Here is a 17,901-nt window from a genome sequence, read left to right on the forward strand (position 1 = left end):
AGGGCCGGCGTCTAAAGCCGGGATCGGCCGAGTTCGATCCGTTCGGCCTCCGCGACCGCCAAAAGGTTGTCGCGGCGCCGGGTGCTGAGCATCAGGAGAAGCGCGCCGAGACCGGCCAGCACGATGCAAAGCGGAAAGATCGAGCGATACCCGAAGGTCTCGGCCCAGGGCCCCACCGCCAAGCCGGCCAGAAGGGCGCCGACCTGACTCGTGATGGTGAACAGGGCCGCGGCCGCGCCGATTCGCCTCGGCATCAAGCCTTGCATGTAGGTGATGCCGACCGACGCCACCAAACCGATGCCGATCGCCCTGAAGGCTTGCGAGGCGACCACTGTGCCGATGCCGGGCGCAACGGTAAGCACGACGAAATAGAGAAGCATCGCGACGAAACCGATCATCAAGCCGCTGTAGCCGCCAAGTCGCGCGGGGACCAAGGCGACCCCCATCATCACCGGCACCTCCAGCAAGGCGCAGAGACCGGCACTGATGCCGATCACGGTCTTCATGCCGTGCAGATCGCGCGTGATGACGATCGGCAGCGCCACGGCGCCCATCACGAGCGCGGTGAAGAACAGGACGAAACTGCCGGCCGTAAGTCCGATCATACGCTTCAGGCCGACGACATTGATATCCGGTCCGTGGTGCGTTCGGCCTGAGGCCCGCACACCGCTCCAGGCCAATGCGCCGCAGGCAAGCGATCCGCAGATGGCGCTCGCCAGGAAGACGCCCGCGAAATCGTAAGCTTCCACGATCACGGCGCCGAGGAGCGGCCCGATGGCCCAGGCGGCCGAAAAGCTCGACCGCATGACCGCGATGCCGCTCTCGGCCAAGCTCATATCGAACCGGTCGAGGTGCCCTTTCGCAAGGGAAAACACCTGTGGGAACGCCGCGCCGGTAGCGGCGAGCGGCCCCCCGGCAATCAAGAGCAGCAGGGCAAAGTCGTTCGTCGTTGCGAGCAGCGTGTAACCCACGACCCCAGCCAGCAGAGCCAATACGAGGGGAAGAACGCTGGGCATACGGTCAAACCAAAGGCCGAACAGCATGCTGAAGCTGACGGCGCCAAGTGAGCGGACCGTCAGGAAAACCCCGAGGGCGAGCGGTGCCAGATGAACCTTCTCAACTGCGAACAGAACGATATAGGGTTCCACCATCGCGTCGCGACAACCGATCAACACGGCCGTGAGGAACAAGGGGCGAAACCCCGGTGAGGCCCCCAGCCGCAGCAGCGGCTTGAACATCGGAACAACTCCCGATTTTCACGGTGGAGTGTCTCCGAACCGCGTGGCGCCGCATGACGCGACCGCGCCGGCTGGCAGGACAAACTGGCGAGTCACGAAGATGCGACAGAACGCGTCGCGAAGCTAAGACCCGTCTCCACCCCGTAGCGCATCCGTCGAGACGCGCAACATGAAAGATGTTAGCGCCATCCTTTGCCGTCGGCCTCGGTCAGCCGCCGGAAAATAGGCTCTCGCCCATCTGATCCACCATGAGCTGCCCTTTGCTCAGAGCGAGCGTGGTCACTTCATCGACCGAAGGGCTGCGGTCGGCACGCACAAAGCGATGCGTCTTCACGCTGCCTCCGATCTCCTTCTCGATCGTGCCCGCAGTTTGGTACTGGCCGTTTTCCTTGAACGGGACGGCCCGGATGGTGAAGCCCTTGTAGTCGACTTCTCCCGTCACGACCGGCTCGGCGGCCTTGCCCGGGGACTCGGCGCCGCCGCCGAACAGCTTCTTCAGAAACGACATGCCACCTCCCTGGCGTTTCTTTGAGACGAAAAAGGAGCCTTTCGGCTCCTTTTCCTCAATTGTCGAGGAAGCTTCGCAGCTTCCGAGACCGGCTCGGATGCTTCAGCTTCCTGAGCGCCTTGGCCTCGATCTGCCGGATGCGCTCGCGCGTCACCGAGAATTGCTGGCCGACCTCCTCAAGCGTGTGGTCGGTGTTCATCCCGATGCCGAAGCGCATGCGCAGCACGCGCTCCTCACGCGGCGTCAGCGACGCCAGCACCCGCGTGGTGGTTTCACGCAGGTTCGACTGAATGGCCGCGTCGATCGGCAGGATGGCGTTCTTGTCCTCGATGAAATCGCCGAGATGCGAATCCTCCTCGTCGCCGATCGGCGTCTCGAGGCTGATCGGCTCCTTTGCGATCTTCAGCACCTTGCGCACCTTCTCAAGTGGCATGGCGAGCTTTTCAGCCAGTTCCTCCGGGGTCGGCTCGCGGCCGATCTCGTGCAGCATCTGGCGCGAGGTGCGGACGATCTTGTTGATCGTCTCGATCATATGCACCGGGATACGGATCGTGCGGGCCTGGTCGGCGATCGAGCGGGTGATCGCCTGGCGGATCCACCAGGTGGCATAGGTCGAGAACTTGTAGCCGCGTCGATATTCGAACTTATCGACCGCCTTCATCAGGCCGATATTGCCTTCCTGGATGAGATCCAGGAACTGCAAGCCACGGTTCGTGTATTTCTTGGCGATCGAGATGACGAGACGGAGGTTAGCTTCCACCATCTCCTTCTTGGCCTGGCGCGCTTCACGTTCGCCCTTCTGCACCATATGCACGATCTTACGGAACTCGACGATTTCGAGCCCGGTCTCGGTCGACAGCATGTGGATGTCGTTGCGCAGGTCGTGGATCCCCTCCTTCTCGCGCGCCACGAACTCCTTCCAACCCCGACTGCCGAGCTTCGACACTCGCAGAACCCATTTCGGGTCGAGCTCGGAACTCTGATAGTTGCGCAGGAAGTCTTCCCGGCCGACGCCGCAGCTTTCGGCAAGCCGCATCAGCTTGGTCTCGTAACCAATGAGATTCTTGTTGATACCGTAGAGCTGCTCGACAAGGGCATCGATGCGGTTCTGGTTGAGCGACAGCGACTTCACGTCGCCGACGATCGCCTTCTTCAGGTCCTTGTATTTGCGCTCCTGAGCCGGGCTCAAGGTCTCGCTGTTGAGGCGATTCTCGATATCCTGGTCCTGCAGCCGGCGCAGCTTCTTGTAGGCATCGGCGATCCGGTCGAAGGTCTCCAGAACCTTGGGCTTCAGTTCCGCTTCCATGGCGGACAGCGACACGGAATTTTCCATGTCGTCATCTTCCTCGAAATTTTCCTCCGCCATGGGCATGTCGTCGAGGCCCGGCGGCGGATTGCGCGGCGCCGTCGCGGGCGCCGCATTGCGGGCCGCGAGCGCCTCCTGGGCGTCGGGAGCCGTCATGTCGATCTTGGGCGTGTTCTTGCCGTCCGGTCCCGCATAGGTGGCTTCGAGATCGATGATCTCGCGCAGCAGAACTTTGGCCTCGTTCAGCTCGTCCCGCCAGATGATAATGGCCTGGAACGTGAGCGGGCTCTCGCAAAGGCCCGCGATCATGGCCTCGCGCCCCGCCTCGATCCGCTTGGCGATGGCAATCTCGCCTTCGCGCGACAAAAGCTCGACCGAACCCATCTCGCGCAGATACATGCGCACGGGGTCGTCGGTGCGGTCGGTCGGCTCGCTCGTACGCGTAGCGACAGCGGTCGGACGTGGAGCTTCCGTCAGCTCGCCGCCTTCGCTCTCTTCCTCCTCGTTCGTGGCGGCTTCCTCGGCCGGCGCGGCACCCTCCTCGGCTTCCTCGCTTTCCACCACGCTGATGCCCATCTCGCTCAACATCGCGTAGATGTCCTCGATCTGGTCCGAGGTCACTTCCTCCGACGGCAGAACGGCATTCAGCTCGTCATGGGTGACGAAACCCCGACGTTTCGCGGCCTTGATCATCCGCTTGACGGCGGCATCCGAAAGGTCGAGCAAGGGGCTGTCGGTGGTCGTCTCACCAGCCACGCGCTCGCCCTCCGCCTTTTCCTCGTCCTTTTTCGCCATGCTGCGCTCCATTCCGGTCAGCGGACGGCCGGCCCGCTTCTCGGAAATTATTTGTGTGCTCATCCACATCCCTGGAGGTTCGCGACCTGCTGCGTTCAAGCATCGCACCAAGACTATAAGCTCGTGTTAACCATCGAGCTTTTTCGGTACGGGCCAGACGCCGCGATCTCAGATCTCGGGTTCCGGTCTGCCAGAACTGGTGCCGAACCCTTCGACTGTGGCCTCCATTCCGCCCAGTGCCGACAACCGCGATTGGACGTCACGCAATCGCGCGAAGTTCATTTCACTCGCATCGTCCGCAAGTGCGCGCTCGGCAGCCCTGAGGTGCTTATGTAGCGCCTGCATTTTCTGATGCAAGGTCAAGGCCTGTTGTAGAACGTGTTCGGCGTCGATCTCGGCGGCATCTTCGCGCAGGTGCCAATGTGGCAGCCGGTCGGCTGCGGCCTCGACATGCTGGCGGACGGTGTCGAGACCGTGCCGTTCGAGGGCGTGGCGCAGGGTGCCGGCATCGTGCAGCTCCTCGCCGGCGAGATGCACGATGGCATCGCGCAACTTCGCCGCTTCGGCATTGGTGAGGTCGAGGGATTCGATCTCGTCGAAATGCCGTTCCAGCAGATGCGGGTGGCTGAGGATCAGCGCGAGGATCAGGGCCTCGCGCTGGGGTAGGGCAGCTCGCGCGAAGGCGGGGCTCCGGGTGATGCTATCGCTCAACGGCGGCAAGCTTGCACCGCGATAGCCGCGCAAGGGTGGTGGAAACGGCTGCCGCCGTCCGCCAGCCATGAAGGCAGGGCGCGCTCCCGTGCCGGCCGCCGCTTGGCGTCCCGCCGGCTGGCGTCGATTGGTGCCGAGAAGCGCGGCGAGACGCTCCTTCATGGCAACCGCATAGTGGCGGCGCAGGCTGTCGTCTCCGATGCCGCGCACGATCTCCTGGAGGCGATGTTCCAGTCCCGCCCGTTGCTCTGGCGTGTCGATGCTGTGTCCTTCTGTTTCTCGCAGCCACAGGACGTCGACGAGCGGCTTCGCCTTGTCGAGCACCTCGGCCACGGCGGTCGCGCCGCCAGCCCGCGCGAGGTCGTCCGGGTCCTGTCCGTCGGGCAGGAAAGCGAAACGCAGAGAGCGGTTCGGGCCGATGAGGGGCAGGGCGGTCTCGACCGCCTTGAAGGCCGCGCGTCGCCCCGCCGCGTCGCCGTCGAAGCACAATGTCGGCTGCTCGGACATTTTCCACAGGAGTTCGCACTGGTCGGGCGTCAAGGCCGTACCGCAGGTCGCGACCACGTTGGGGAACCCCACGGCCGTCACGGCGACGACGTCCACATAGCCTTCGACCGCGATCACGGCACCACGGTCCATCGCTGGCTTCCGGGCTTGATGGTGGTTGTAGAGAAGCGCGCCCTTGTGAAAGAGCGTTCCCTCGGGTGAATTCAAATATTTCGCCGGCACGCCTTTCTCGAGCGCCCGGCCCCCGAAGGCGATCACACGACCCGAGCGATCGCAAATCGGAAACATCACCCGGTCGCGGAACCGGTCGTAGGGCACTTTCACGTCGTCGCCATGCACGAGAAGCCCAGCCTCGATCATCGTCTCGACATCGGCATCGAGGCTTGCGAGGTGGTCACGCAGGGCGTGCCGCTCTGCCGGCGCATAGCCAATCCGGAAGGTGGCCTGGCTCGCGGCCGAGATGCCGCGCTCGGTCAAATAAGCCCGCGCCTTCGCGCCCTCGCGCCCCGACAGGCGCTTTTCGAAGAACTGCGCGGCTTTCTCCAGCACTTCGTGCAGGCCGGCGCGCTTGCGCTCGTGCTCGACGCTCTCGACAGTGCGTTGCGGCAGCGCGAGGCCCGCCTCGCCGGCCAGACGCTCGACGGCCTCGGGGAAGGTCAGGCCCTCGGTCGCCATCACGAAGTCGAAGATGTTGCCGTTCTTGCCCGACGAAAAGTCGAACCACGCCATCTTGCCGTCGTTCACGTAGAAGGACGGGGTCTTCTCGGCGTTGAACGGCGACAGCCCGCGCCATTCCCGTCCCGCCTTCTTCAATCGCACCCGTCGGCCGACGACTTCCGACACCGGCAGGCGTGTCCTGATTTCCTCGATGAATTCGGGCGAAAAGCGCATCGGGCTATTTTAGGGCCTTGGCGCCGCGCAAGCGAGTCCGATGCGCAGCCGACGAACAGCCCGAGCGCCGACGCGTTGAGCTTTTGGAAAGCATAAGCCCCTGTCGCTCGGGTCTTCTTCAATCTTCCGAAGCGATTGCCAGCCACGCTGCTGGCATGCACGCGCTCGACTGCCACCCGACCTGAACCGTGTCGCTCGCCGCAACCACGACAGACCTTGCAGCCACGACGCTCCGGGAGCGCGCTGAGCCCGCCGTCTCGACCGTGCGGATCCCTGAACTCGATGGCCTGCGCGGTCTGATGACGATCTTCGTCGTCGTCTCACACTATTTCGGCGAGGTTCCGCATGGGATCGGCCCGCTTTGCGTCGGCTGGGTCGCCGTCAATGTCTTCTTCGTGCTGAGCGGCTATCTCGTCGGACGCCTCATCATCGAGAAAAAAGCGGCCGCCAACTTCCTGCCGGTCTTCTACATCCGGCGGCTCTGCCGGACGGTGCCGACCTATCTCCTGTGCTGCGCGCTCGTCCTCCTCGGCATTGCGGCGCTCGGGCAGACATCCTGGGCGCGCGGCGGAGATCCCCTGCCGGCCTGGACCTATTTCGCCTTCGTGCAGAACGTCTATTTCATCGTCGAGAGTTCGACTGGCGTCCGCTGGCTGTCACCCACCTGGACCCTGGCACTCGAAGAGCAGTTCTACCTCGTCGCGCCGCTCGTCTTTCTGGTGCTGCCGCGCCGCTTTTGGCTGCCGGCCCTGGGGCTCCTTGCGGGGCTCGGCTTCGCGGGCCGCGCCTATGGCATCACACACGGTCTCGTGGCCTATGCGCCCCTGGCTCTGCTTCCGACCAGCGGCGATGTTCTCTGCATGGGATTGTTGCTCGCGGTGCTCGTGAAGGAGGAGCGCATTGCCTGGGCGCGTTGGAGCCTTCCCTTGCGTGTGCTCCCCATCGTCCTCCTCTTCGCAACCTTCGGGGTGCAGCGGCTCGACGCGGAGCCGGGCGGACCCTGGTTCCAGGTCTTCGGTCCCCTGCTCATGGCCGGGGCCAGCGCCGCGTTCATCCTGATGCTGGTCAAGGGTGCGCCAGAGGCACAGCGATTCAAATCCCCACTATTGCGCTTCTTCGGGGAGATTTCCTACAGCGTCTATCTCACGCATCTGGCGGTGCTGGGCCTTCTGCACGGCTGCTTTTTTGGTCGAGAGCCGCAACTGGGGTCCGTCTCCACGGTTGCCGCGACCCTGCTTGCCATTCCCGCAACGATCGCGATCGCCTGGCTGCTGACCTCTCTGGTGGAACGTCCCCTTACGGCATGGGGACGTGGCTTCCGGTGGCGGGAGGACTCACCGCCGGCTTGACGCCCTCGCGGGCGGCGGGCATGTGCGGGAGCAATGCCCATCTTCGCCATACCCTATCCCATGATCGACCCCGTGCTGGTCGATATCGGCCCATTTCCGATCCGCTGGTATGCGCTTGCCTATGTGGCGGGCCTCGTGGCCGGCTGGGCCACGGCGCGGTACCTGGTCGGTCGCGACAAGTTCTGGGCGGCAGGCCAGCCGCGCCCGAGCGTGCTCAGCATCGACGACCTCGTGGTCTATATCGCGGTGGGGATCATTCTGGGCGGCCGCACCGGTTACGTCCTGTTCTACAACCTGCCGTTCTTCCTCGCCCATCCGGTTGAAATCCCGAAACTCTGGACGGGCGGTATGGCGTTCCACGGCGGTCTCGTCGGGGCCGTGCTCGGACTGTGGATCTTCGCCCGGCGGAACAAGATCCCGATGCTGACCGTGGCCGATGTCGTGGCGGCCGGCGTGCCGTTCGGTCTTTTGTTCGGACGGCTCGCCAACTTCATCAAGCCGGAATTGTGGGGGCGGGAGACCGATGTCCCCTGGGCCATGGTGTTTCCCGGTGCCGGCCCGCTGCCACGCCATCCGAGCCAGCTCTACGAGGCGGCGCTCGAAGGTGTGGTTTTGCTTCTGATCCTGGCCGTTGTGATCCGTCGCGGCGGTCTGCGGCGCCATGGCCTCGTGGCAGGCCTGTTCGCGGCCGGCTATGGTGTCGCTCGCATTACGGCCGAGTTCTTCCGCGAGCCGGACCCGCAGCTCGGTTTCCTGTTCGGTGGCGCCACGATGGGCATGCTGCTCTCTGTGCCGTTGATCCTTCTCGGTCTCGTGATCGTGGCCGATGCGCTGCGACGGCCGGCATTTGGGACCGGCGAGGTGCCGCCCGCTATCGGCAAGGGTATGCCGTGACCACGCTGCTCGGCGAGCTCAGGACGCTGATCGCCACCGAGGGACCCATCTCGGTCGAGCGCTTCATGGCCTTGGCGCTCGGCCATCCGCGTTACGGCTATTACATGACGCGTGATCCGCTCGGGACGGCCGGCGATTTCACCACCGCGCCCGAGATCAGCCAGATGTTCGGCGAGTTGATCGGCCTCTGGGCGGCCGAGGTCTGGCACGCGATGGGGCGCCCCGAGCCTGTGCGCTTCGTGGAGCTCGGCCCCGGACGCGGCACGCTGATGGCCGATGCGCTACGCGCCGCCCGCGCCTTGCCGCCGTTCCGGGCGGCGCTCGATGTCCATCTCGTCGAGACGAGCCCGGTGCTGCGCCAAGCTCAGGAGCGGAGCCTGGCCGTGCACCCTGTCGGCGTGACATGGCATGGGACGGTCGACACCCTCCCGGATGGTCCCGCCATCATCCTGGCCAACGAATTCTTCGATGCCCTGCCGGTCCGGCAATTCGTCCGCACCTCGCGCGGCTTCTGCGAGCGCCTCGTGGGTCTGGATGTGGACGGCGCCCTCGTCTTCGGGCTCGCGGCGGAGCCGGTTTCGCTGGGGGATCCCGGCGTGCCAGACTCTCGAACTCACAGATCGGCGGATGCGGAGCCCCAACCCCTCTCCACAAGGGAGAGGGGAGCTTCTGGGAGACGTGCGAATGCCGTAGGCCTGCCGGGCCAAGAGCAGGCATTACCAAACGCCCCTGTCCTTGAGGTCGGGTTCGCAGCCCAGTCGATCCTGCGCGGTCTGGCGCAGCGCATGGTTAGGCAGGGAGGCGCCCTCCTGGTCATCGACTACGGCCATACGCGATCGGGCTTCGCCGAGACCTTGCAGGCCGTGAAGCGGCACCGCTTCGTCGATCCGCTCGCCGAACCAGGCGAGGCGGACCTGACCGCGCATGTCGATTTCGCGGCACTCGCCCGTGTGGCCAAGGTCGAGGGCGCGCGGGTCCACGGTCCTGTTTCGCAAGGCCACTTTCTTGGTACTTTGGGGCTTGCGGCGCGCGCAGAGGCTCTGAGTCGCACTGCCGCCCCTGAACAAGCAGCGGCGATCGAGGCTGCCGTGACGCGGCTCGCCGGGCCAGATCCCGGCATGGGCGACCTTTTCAAGGTGCTGGCCGTCACCCATGCCGCTCTGCCGCCGCCACCCGGCTTTTCTTCGGAGATCTGATATGCCGTTGCCTTTGATCCGAGACGCCCATCTCAACTATCCCCGCGTCGGCCACGCATTCTTCATGCGGCACGGCGGCGTCTCCGAAGGCATCTACGCTTCCCTTAACGGTGGGGTCGGGTCAAAGGACAGCCGCGACGCCGTGATGGAAAACCGGCGCCGCATGGCGGAGGCGATCGGCGTCGCGCCCGACAGGTTTCTGGTGCCGTTCCAGGTCCATTCCAACCTCGCCATCGCGGTCGATCGCCCCTGGGCCGAGGACGAGCGTCCGCAAGTCGACGGCATCGTGACCCGCACGCCCGGCCTCGCGATCGGGGTCACGGGGGCGGATTGCGGCATGGTGCTGTTCGCCGATCCTCAGGGCGGAGTTGTGGGCGCCTGTCACGCGGGTTGGAAAGGGGCGCTCAACGATGTCGCCGGGGCGACGATCTCCACCATGCTCGGGCTTGGTGCCCGGCGCGACCGGATCGTCGCGGTCCTGGGTCCGACGATCGCCCAGAAATCCTACGAGGTGGGGCCGGAATTCGTTGCTCGTTTCACTGACATCGATCCGAAATTCAGCCGATTCTTCAAACCCTCCGTCAACGAGGGCCACAGCCTGTTCGATCTGCCGGGTTTCATCGGCATGCGCTGCCGTGCGGCTGGTGTGGGCCTGTTCGAGAATACCGACCGCGACACCTATTCCGACGAGGAAAGTTTCTATTCCTATCGCCGGGCCACCCATCGCGGTGAGGCCGACTACGGGCGGCTCGTCGGCGTGATCGTGCTGCGATGATGGCCGGCCGGCGCAACGCCGCCGGCGCCATCGTGCTGGTCGCCTGCGGCCAATACCTCGTCGCCGAAGGCATCGCGGCGGCCGCGTGGCGAGAGCCACCCTACAGCTACCTCAACAACTACATCAGCGATCTCGGGGTGACGGCGTGTGGCGGCAACGGGCCGTGTTCGCCACTGCACGCGGTGATGAACATCGGATTCCTGCTGTCTGGAGTCCTCGCGATCGCCGCGGCTCTGTTGCTCGCGCCGCTCTGGATGCGGCCAGGCTGGGGCCTGGCGCTCGCGGCTCTCGCGGCTTTGCACGGCATTGGGTCCATCATTGTCGGTCTCGTGCATAGCGAGCCGGGCGCGGCGCACGGAACGCCGCATCTGCATGTCCTAGGCGCCTATGCGGCAATCCTGGGTGGCAACCTTGCCCTGATCGTCGCTGGCTTCGGGCTGCGCCGGGATGCGACCGTATGCTGGTTCAGAGCTGCCGGCCTGGCGCTCGGCGCCTTCGGGTTTTTCAGCGGTGCCGGGCTCGTGTTCCTGAAAGGATTTCCGGCCGGATTGCTCGAACGCGGGGCTGTCGACACCATCACGGTCTGGGAGATCGTCGCCGGCACAACCCTGGTGGCGGCGCTGCTTCGTTCCAGTCCCGCAACGCCGCCGTTAACGCGATGAAACGCGCCCTCACATCTTCTTTTGGAACTCCGGATAGTCGGCTCCGAGCGTCGTGTCTTTCCACAGGTCGAGATTGGCCCGCACCGAGTCGAGCTTGGCGTAGGCGAGTTCCAGGGCCGGCGCGCCAAGCACGAGCCGCAATGGCGGCTTTGCGTCCGTCACGGCCTTGATCACGGCTTCGGCGGCCCGAACCGGGTCACCCACCTGATTGCCGCTCCGCTCGCGGGTCTGCGTGCGCCGCTTTCCGGCCGTCTCGGCATAGGCGGCGATCTCGGTCTTCGATTCGACGATCGAACGGCCCGCCCAGTCGGTGCGGAAGGGGCCGGGCTCGACGATCGTCACATGCAGCCCGAGCGGCGCCACCTCGATCGCGAGCGATTCGGACAGGCCTTCCACGGCATATTTGGTCGCATGGTAATAGCCGGTCGCCGCGAAGCTCACGAGACCGCCGATCGACGAGAAGTTGACGATGTGACCGCTCTTGCGCGCCCGCATGCCGGGCAACACCGCCGTGGTAAGATCGATCAGGCCGAAGACATTGGTCTCGAACTGCGCCCGGATCTGGTCGTCCTCGCCTTCCTCGATCGCGGAAATATACCCATACCCGGCATTGTTCACGAGAACGTCGATGCGACCGAACGCATCTTCGGCCGCCTTCACGGCGGTCGCGATCTCCCCAGGGTTGGTCACATCCAGCCTGAGCGCGATAGCCCGCCCCTCATGCCCCGAAATGAGGTCGCCGATCTGCTCCGGCTTGCGTGCCGTCACGGCCACACGTCCCCCGTTCGCCAGTACGGCCTTGGTGAGTTCACGGCCGAAACCGGTCGAGCAACCGGTGATGAACCACACAGCATCCTTGGTCATCGTCATGACTGCAATCCTTTCACGATCAGGCCGCTCAGCGGTCGACCATCGCCATCTGGCGTTCGTTGTAGCGCGGACCCGACACGGCATCGGGCCGCAAGGCTGCTTCCAGGCGGACCATGTCGTCGGGGCTCAGCCGGATGTCCGCAGCCGCGACATTCTCCTCGAGATAGCTGCGCCGCTTGGTGCCGGGGATCGGCACGATGTCCTCGCCCTTGTGGAGCAGCCATGCGAGGGCGATCTGGCCGGGTGTCGCGCCTTTCTCGGCCGCGACCGCCCGCACCGCATCCGCGGCCTGCATGTTGGCAGCGAAGTTCTCGCCCTGGAAGCGCGGGTCGCCACGCCGGTAATCGCCTTCGGGGTAGTCTTCGGCCCGTTTCGCCGTCCCGGTCAGGAAGCCGCGGCCGAGCGGGCTGAAGGGCACCAGGCCGATGCCGAGTTCGCGCAGGAGCGGGATGATCTCGACATCGAGATTACGTTCCCACAGCGAATATTCGCTTTGCACGGCCGAGACGGGGTGCACCGCATGGGCGCGCCGGATGTTCGCCGCGCCCGCCTCCGACAGACCGAAGAAGCGCACCTTGCCGGCTTTCACGAGCTCGCCCACAGCGCCGGCCACGTCCTCCATCGGCACGTCCGGATCGACCCGATGCTGGTAGAGGAGATCGATATGATCGGTCTGGAGCCGCCGCAGCGACGATTCCACCACATCCCGTATATGTTCCGGCTTGCTGTTGAGGCCGGCGAATTGCTTGTCGGCCTCGATGGCGAAGCCGAATTTCGTGGCGATCGTCACCTTATCGCGTCGGCCTTGCAGCGCACGGCCGAGCAGCGCCTCATTGGTGAAGGGCCCGTAGACTTCGGCCGTATCCAGGAACGTCACGCCCAAGTCCAAGGCGCGGTGAATCGTGGCGATCGACTCGGTCTCGTCAAAAGCCCCATAGGATTGACTCATGCCCATGCAGCCGAGGCCGAGAGCCGAAACAGTGAGGCCTTGGCGGCCTAGCGCGCGGTGTTGCACGATCGTCGATCCGTTGAAGGTAAGGTGCGGTTCAAACTTGATATGGGGCGCCAGCGAGGCTGTGACAGACCGGCAGGACGTATGACGAGCGAAAGGTTCCGCTCAGTCCAGCCCCTCGGGCACGATCCTGTCCGCGCCATGAAACACCGTCACCGCGTCGCGGCGGGCGATCCCGACGAGGGTGAGATCAAGCGCGGCGGCGCGGTCCAATGCGAGCGCGGTCGGGGCCGAAATGGCGACGAGCGTGCGGCAGCCGAAGGTTGCGGCCTTTTCCACCATCTCGAACGAGGCCCGGCTCGTGATGAGGAGGAACCCCGCTTCGGGCGAGATCCCGGATCGCACTAAGGCGCCGATCAGCTTGTCGAGGGCGTTGTGGCGCCCGACATCCTCGCGGACCTGAAGAATGGCGCCGTCGCGACCGCACCAGGCGGCGCCGTGAACGGCATGGGTTTCGTTGTTGAGGGGCTGTCGGGTCTCGAGGTCCTGCAAGGCGCGTCGGATCGCACCGAGGTTCACGCGCGGGGCCGGTTCCCGAGCCGAGGTGGCGCGAACCAGAGATGACAGATCCTCGATGCCGCAGAGCCCACAGCTGGTGCGGCCGGAGAGGGCGCGCTTGCGGGCGAGATGAGCATGCAGCTTGGCCCCTGTCAGATCGATGCGGAGCCGCAATCCCTCGGTCTCCGCCGCAATGGTGACGGCGCGCACGTCGCTTACGCCATCGATGACCCCTTCGGTGAGGCTGAACCCGAAGGCGAAATCTTCAAGATCTTCGGGGGTGAGCATCATGACGCCGAACGGCACATCGCCGTAGGACACCTGTACGGGACGCTCGATCGCGACCGAGCGCAGGCCGTCCGCCACCGCTCCGGCGAACGTGAAGGTGCGGGTGGCGGCGGCGCGACGCGCCGGTAATTCTTCCTGGGACAGTGGATCGCATTTGTCGTTCATCGCGCCTTGAGGTAACGCCTCCGACGTTCGATGACCATGGCAGAGCAACGATGAGAACCAAGACGTGATCTTCGGCCTCGGTGCAGGCGCCCCGGCGTCCCTCGATTCCGTCACGCATATCATTCAAGTGGCGTTGACCCCCGTCTTCCTCTTGTCCGGCATCGGGGCGCTGCTCAACGTCTTCGCGACGCGCCTCGGCCGCGTCGCCGATCAGCTCGACAAGGTCACGGCGGAGCTGCGGGGCGGGGCGGGGGATCCGACCATGACGCCGCAGATCTTCAGGCTGAGGCAGCGGCTCTTCGCGCTCGACCTGGCCGTGGTCGCGGCTGCGATCGGTGGCGGGGCGACATGCGGCGCCACGATCGCTCTCTTCATCGGCGCGCTCCGGGATGACGTGATGGGTTGGGTCCTGTTCGCCCTCTTCGGCGGCGCCCTCATCTGCACGCTGATCGCCCTTTGCGCGTTTCTGGCCGAGATGCTGATTTCGAGCGCGGCCGTTCGACTTCGGCTCGATGTGGAGGAGACGACGGCAGAAGGCCGGCGCTGATCATGCCTCACGCGGTCATCCTGGGATGGCGATTTGCACCGCTTGGGCTCCTCCCGCGCGACTGATAAGACAGCCGGTGTGAGGCGCTCGGGGATCCTGGGCACGCGGGAGCAGATCGTGACCAATGATCCGATGAGCCTATCCGTCATCGTGTCGGCCGAGGCGCCAGCCGATGCCGCGGCGGTCGAGCGGCTGAGCGAGCGCGCTTTCGGGCCGGGCCGGTTTGCCCGGACGGCTTACAGGGTCCGCGAATCAGCGGCGGCCGATCCCGCCTTGTCGTTCGTCGCCAGGATCAGCACGTTGCTGGTCGGCGCGAATCGCATGACCGGGATCCGATGCGGCGCGGCGCGCGGGTTGCTCCTGGGGCCGTTGACAGTCGACCCGGCGTTCCGGTCGCGCGGCATCGGAGCGGCGTTGGTGAAGCGCTCCCTGGATGCGGCGATCGGGGCGGGGCACCGGTTGGTCATTCTCGTGGGCGATGAGGCCTATTACGGCCGATTCGGCTTCGTACGTGTTCCGGCTGGCCGGCTTGCTATGCCGGGCCCGGTCGATCCCGCGAGGGTCTTGTTCCGGGAGTTGCAGTCGGGTGCGTTTGCCGAGGCCAAGGGAACGATCGTGGCTTGGACAGGCTGAAGGCAGTCGCTGGTGACCCGAATTCGCGATCTTTGAAGATGTGCGTCGGTCAGGCCGTCAGGCGCATGGCGTTCGGGTTATAGGTATCAAGTGCGCGCAGAAGGTCGGCGGCGCTTGAGCGGTTCTGCAAGCCGCCGGCCTCCGGCTTGTTCGTGTTTACCGTCGCTTCCGGTTCACTGCCATCAGCTCCGCCGAGTTTGGAAAGGTAGACAGTAAGTGCCGCCGTGATCTGCGCCGTTCCGCTGCCGGTGCTGTCGATCGAGGAGCGGCCAATCGGACGGACATTCGATCCGCCAGATCCGTCATTTCCCGCGGTTGCCGCGTCGTCGGTCGACTTCGTCATCCGCGTCTGTCGGAGGAGATTCGACAGGCCGTTTCCGTTACCGGAGGTGGACACAGAAAGGGGCATGATCGATTCCAATCGTCGGTAGTTCGAAATTGGCTCATTCTGCTCCTTCAATTGCTAACGTCGGGTTAACCTTAATTCTTGGAACGCCATCTTTCTTCTTGACCGTGGCTCGACCATGCATGCGGAAGCCAGCCATCTCATAATGCCGTAGCTGGACGTTGGGACAGCGTCCCTCGTGTCATATTCCCCTTCATCGATGAGGCGAGCGAGACCGGGCTTTGAGCAACTTCGGTGCTCAAGATCGACATCAGGCGTAAATAATACAAAGCTGCATCAGATCCGACCGGTCGCTCAATGGCGAGATATCGGGCTTTGACCCTTCGCCCAGCTTGCGGGGAGAAGGTGCGCGAAGCGCGGATGAGGGGCGGATGGGATGGGGCAGGCAACCCCTCATCCGGCCTGACAGCCACCTTCTTCGCGTAAGCGGGGCGAAGGGACACGGCACCCGTCGATCCTCATGCAGGTGGGTATAAGATCCGAATGCCGCCGAGGACTTGGTGGAAGCGGGTGTTTGCCCTCATCCCGTGCTGCCGACGGCTCAGATACCGCGCCGGAACCGCCGTCCTTCCCCGAACCAGGCCAGGAGGAGGCTGCCCAGGAGGATCGCCAGACCCAAGAATCCGATCGCCACGGGAAACAATCCGACGCCCCTCACGACGCTGGATTCGGTTCGTTTGATGCCGATGTAATCCGCACCGCCGTAGCGGGGGGCCTCATGCATGCCGACGAGTCGCGGCAGCGTGATCGCGCCATTCGGATCCGCCGCAATGCGCCGCACCGTGCCGCCCGTCGCCTCGGCGAGCCCGCGGAGCCGGTCGGGCGTCGAAACCACATCCTGGAATTCGCGGGGGTTCTCGGGGCCGACATTGGCCAGCACCGAAAGCGAGCCGTTGGTCACCTTGAAGAGCCCGAGCTCATGCGTTTCGACGATGGCGCGCGATAGGCCTGGCGCCTCGTCTTCGAGCGGGACAGTCGTCTGCTGCCCCGACGGCGCCGTGACCACGATCGAACCGTTGTTGCCCTGAACGCTTTGGCGTTCGATGACGAGATCGCGCCCGCGCACGCTGGCGCGCAGCGCTTCGTCCTCGAGGTCGGGTTCCTTCATCAACCAGTGCGCGAGGCGACGGAACAGGTCGAGATAGGGGCCGCCGTCCTGGTAGCCTCGGGCCCACAACCACATCTGGTCGCTGAGCAGAAGCCCTACCCGGCCCCTGTCCTCGTGGGACAGCACCAGCAGAGGTTTGCCCCCGTTGCCGGCCATGACCGGCGTCCCCTTGAGGACCGATGCATCGACCTGGCGGAACCAGGGCGCCCAATGCGGCGGGCTCGTGTCGCCGCCCGGGAGACCGCGTGTCACCGGGTGCTTCTCGCCGTCGGCCGTGATGCTGGCCCGGAACGGCGCTTCGGTCAGGCCACCGGTGGGGCGGGCGGGCGTGACGGCCCCGAGGGGTGAAAAGAACAAACCGTCCGGGGTCGAGAAATCCGGCCCCGTCGCGATCAGCAGGGCACCCCCGTTGCGAACATAGCGGGCGATATTCTCGAAATAGACGTAAGGCAAGATCGCCTGGTTGGAAAAGCGATCGAAGATGATGAGATCGAAGTCCTTGATCTTGGCACCGAACAATTCATTGGTCGGGAAGGCGATCAAGGCTAATTCGTTGATCGGGGTGCCGTCTTGCTTCTCAGGCGGCCGCAGGATCGTGAAGTGCACGAGATCGACATTGGCGTCGGACTTCAGGATGTTGCGCCACATGCGCTCGCCTTGGTGCGGCTCGCCCGAAACGAGCAGCACCTTGAGCTTGTCGCGCACACCGTCGATCGTCACCACGGCCTTGTTGTTGAGACCCGTGAGTTCGCCCGGCAGGGTCGGGACCTCGATCTCCACCACATTGGGGCCGGCATGGTCCACCTTGACCGGGATCTCGATCGTGTTGCCGACGCTCGCCTGAAGGGTCGCGATCTCCTCGCCATCGCGGCGCACCACCACGGTGACCGGCTCGCCCTTGTCGCCGGTGTCGAGAACCCGGATGCCGATCGTCTGATCCTTGCCGACGAGGCCGAAGCGTGGCGCCTCCGTCAGCTCGACGCGCCGATCCCGCTCGCCCTCGTGACCTGTCACGAGCACTTGCAGGGGCGCCTGGAAACCAAGCCCCGATGGAGCTGGCGGAATGTCATCGACCAGCCCGTCCGTGACCATCAATACCCCACCGATCCGGTCGGGCGGCACGTCGGCGAGGCTTGCATTTAGGGAGGAGAAAAGCTGGGTGCCGTCGTTGGTCGCATCCGTGCGGTCGGATTCGATTACCCGTGTCTCGACATTGCCGAGCGCATCGAGGCTGCGTTTCAGGGCCTCGCCGGCGCGCGTGGTCTGCAATTCGCGCTCGCCGATCGTCTGCGAGGCGCTGCGGTCGAGCACGATCGCAACGACATCCTTCTGCGGCTCACGGTCCTCGCGGACGAGCGAGGGATTGGTCAGGGCGACCAGAATGAGCCCCAATGCAAGCGCGCGCAACAGAGGGCCGCGCCGCTGACCCGCCAGGAGGCCCAATGCGACGACGACCAGCGCCGCGACCGCGAGCACGATCAGCAGCGGCCAGGGCAGGAGAGGCGAAACATCGAGGGAAAACCGCGTCATCGGATCTCATGC

Annotated in this window: 16 protein-coding genes; 7 read left to right on the forward strand and 9 right to left on the reverse strand. The window is 65.0% G+C overall.

What is annotated here, in order from left to right; genetic code table 11:
- Positions 1-11 precede the first annotated feature (11 nt).
- From M8523_RS08800 to dnaG, 4 genes are all read right to left on the reverse strand, one after another.
- A complete protein-coding gene (locus M8523_RS08800; protein WP_282584462.1) occupies positions 12-1,238 on the reverse strand; it encodes an MFS transporter in 1,227 nt (408 codons plus the stop codon).
- A 208-nt stretch (positions 1,239-1,446) separates the two neighbouring features.
- Positions 1,447-1,746 (reverse strand): HlyU family transcriptional regulator, encoded by a 300-nt coding sequence (locus M8523_RS08805; protein WP_282584463.1) that lies wholly within the window; start codon positions 1,744-1,746, stop codon positions 1,447-1,449.
- A gap of 55 nt (positions 1,747-1,801) precedes the next feature.
- Entirely contained in the window at positions 1,802-3,847 is a 2,046-nt protein-coding gene (rpoD, locus tag M8523_RS08810; protein WP_282584561.1) for an RNA polymerase sigma factor RpoD, read from the reverse strand.
- A 168-nt stretch (positions 3,848-4,015) separates the two neighbouring features.
- Positions 4,016-5,956 carry a DNA primase gene (dnaG, locus tag M8523_RS08815; protein ID WP_282584464.1) on the reverse strand — a complete coding sequence of 647 codons (1,941 nt, stop codon included), beginning with the start codon at positions 5,954-5,956 and terminating at the stop codon, positions 4,016-4,018.
- A gap of 188 nt (positions 5,957-6,144) precedes the next feature.
- Here dnaG and M8523_RS08820 point away from each other — a divergent pair, with 188 nt between their 5' ends.
- From M8523_RS08820 to M8523_RS08840, 5 genes are read left to right on the forward strand one after another with little or no spacing between them, the layout of a single operon-like run.
- Complete coding sequence (locus tag M8523_RS08820; protein WP_282584465.1) at positions 6,145-7,305, forward strand: acyltransferase family protein; 1,161 nt, start codon at positions 6,145-6,147, stop codon at positions 7,303-7,305.
- A gap of 33 nt (positions 7,306-7,338) precedes the next feature.
- Positions 7,339-8,199, forward strand: a complete 861-nt coding sequence (gene lgt / locus M8523_RS08825; protein WP_282584466.1) for a prolipoprotein diacylglyceryl transferase — start codon at positions 7,339-7,341, stop codon at positions 8,197-8,199.
- On the forward strand, positions 8,196-9,395 hold the full coding sequence (locus tag M8523_RS08830) for a class I SAM-dependent methyltransferase (protein ID WP_282584467.1): 1,200 nt from the start codon (positions 8,196-8,198) through the stop codon (positions 9,393-9,395). The genes lgt and M8523_RS08830 overlap by 4 nt, the downstream gene beginning before the upstream one ends.
- A gap of 1 nt (position 9,396) precedes the next feature.
- A complete protein-coding gene (gene pgeF, locus M8523_RS08835; RefSeq protein ID WP_282584468.1) occupies positions 9,397-10,170 on the forward strand; it encodes a peptidoglycan editing factor PgeF in 774 nt (257 codons plus the stop codon).
- Positions 10,167-10,832: a DUF998 domain-containing protein gene (locus M8523_RS08840; protein WP_282584469.1), complete on the forward strand. Its 666-nt coding sequence runs from the start codon at positions 10,167-10,169 to the stop codon at positions 10,830-10,832. Before pgeF ends, M8523_RS08840 begins: the two co-directional genes overlap by 4 nt.
- A gap of 9 nt (positions 10,833-10,841) precedes the next feature.
- Here the strand turns inward: M8523_RS08840 and M8523_RS08845 are convergent, their stop codons facing one another.
- The 3 genes from M8523_RS08845 to fdhD all read right to left on the reverse strand — a co-directional run bounded on the left by M8523_RS08845 (position 10,842) and on the right by fdhD (position 13,665).
- Complete coding sequence (locus tag M8523_RS08845) at positions 10,842-11,702, reverse strand: oxidoreductase (RefSeq protein WP_282584470.1); 861 nt, start codon at positions 11,700-11,702, stop codon at positions 10,842-10,844.
- Between the two features lie 28 nt (positions 11,703-11,730).
- Positions 11,731-12,717: an aldo/keto reductase gene (locus M8523_RS08850; protein WP_282584471.1), complete on the reverse strand. Its 987-nt coding sequence runs from the start codon at positions 12,715-12,717 to the stop codon at positions 11,731-11,733.
- A gap of 102 nt (positions 12,718-12,819) precedes the next feature.
- Positions 12,820-13,665 (reverse strand): formate dehydrogenase accessory sulfurtransferase FdhD, encoded by an 846-nt coding sequence (fdhD, locus tag M8523_RS08855; RefSeq protein ID WP_282584472.1) that lies wholly within the window; start codon positions 13,663-13,665, stop codon positions 12,820-12,822.
- A gap of 64 nt (positions 13,666-13,729) precedes the next feature.
- On the opposite strand from fdhD, the gene M8523_RS08860 reads away from it, so the two are divergent.
- Together M8523_RS08860 and M8523_RS08865 are read left to right on the forward strand one after the other, a co-directional pair.
- Positions 13,730-14,212, forward strand: coding sequence for a DUF2721 domain-containing protein (locus tag M8523_RS08860; protein WP_282584473.1), 483 nt, complete (start codon positions 13,730-13,732; stop codon positions 14,210-14,212).
- A 132-nt stretch (positions 14,213-14,344) separates the two neighbouring features.
- Positions 14,345-14,845, forward strand: a complete 501-nt coding sequence (locus M8523_RS08865; protein ID WP_282584562.1) for a GNAT family N-acetyltransferase — start codon at positions 14,345-14,347, stop codon at positions 14,843-14,845.
- A gap of 49 nt (positions 14,846-14,894) precedes the next feature.
- Here the strand turns inward: M8523_RS08865 and M8523_RS08870 are convergent, their stop codons facing one another.
- Together M8523_RS08870 and M8523_RS08875 are read right to left on the reverse strand one after the other, a co-directional pair.
- The gene (locus M8523_RS08870; RefSeq protein WP_282584474.1) at positions 14,895-15,305 is read right to left on the reverse strand and encodes a hypothetical protein; all 411 of its coding nucleotides are present in this window, start codon (positions 15,303-15,305) and stop codon (positions 14,895-14,897) included.
- Between the two features lie 487 nt (positions 15,306-15,792).
- Entirely contained in the window at positions 15,793-17,889 is a 2,097-nt protein-coding gene (locus M8523_RS08875; RefSeq protein WP_282584475.1) for a hypothetical protein, read from the reverse strand.
- Positions 17,890-17,901 lie beyond the last annotated feature (12 nt).

Source organism: Lichenifustis flavocetrariae, from assembly GCF_026130545.1.
Classification (GTDB): Bacteria; Pseudomonadota; Alphaproteobacteria; order Rhizobiales; family Beijerinckiaceae; genus Lichenihabitans; species Lichenihabitans flavocetrariae.